The following is a 515-nucleotide window of genomic DNA, read 5'->3' as shown; positions in this document are numbered from 1 at the left end:
GTCTTCGAGCATCATGCCGCGCACGCCCCGGGCGTTGCGGCCCAGCGGGCGCACGTCGTTCTCGTCAAAGCGCACGGCCTTGCCGCCGTCGCTGAACAGCATCACATCGTGTTGGCCGTCCGTCAGCGCCGCGCCGATCAGGTAGTCGCCTTCGTCCAGATTCACCGCAATGATCCCGCCCTTGCGCGGGTTGCTGAACTCGTCGAGCGCGGTCTTCTTGACGGTGCCCATGCTCGTTGCCATGAACACATACCGGTCGGCTGGGAAGGTGCGCATCTCGATGGCGAGGTTGCGCATGGCTTCTCCAGGGGCGTGATCGGTCGTCGCCTCAAAATGCCACTTATCGTCGGGGAGTCGGTCGTGTAGCCCCCACGTCAACTGAACGTGCGATCCTGCGTGCTCTGCCGAGAGCGTCAGGTCGCGTTCCAGAGAACGCCAGATTCGAGCACCGTTCCACCCGCGGAACTCTTCTGCGAGCTCGGCCAGAAATACGTCAAGGCCGTCACCGCCCCAGG

At 64.1% G+C, this 515-nt stretch carries 1 protein-coding gene; it reads right to left on the bottom strand.

Annotation, left to right across the window (positions count from 1 at the left end; translation table 11 throughout):
- A partial coding sequence (locus tag ROI90_RS21155; RefSeq protein WP_316000271.1) for a DUF6228 family protein occupies positions 1-515 on the bottom strand: 515 nt, incomplete at both ends.

It is taken from the genome of Hymenobacter endophyticus (assembly GCF_032464715.1).
GTDB classification, from domain to species: Bacteria; Bacteroidota; Bacteroidia; order Cytophagales; family Hymenobacteraceae; genus Hymenobacter; species Hymenobacter endophyticus.
Note: the sequence above shows the minus strand (reverse complement) of the source record. Positions and strands in the feature narration are given on the sequence as shown.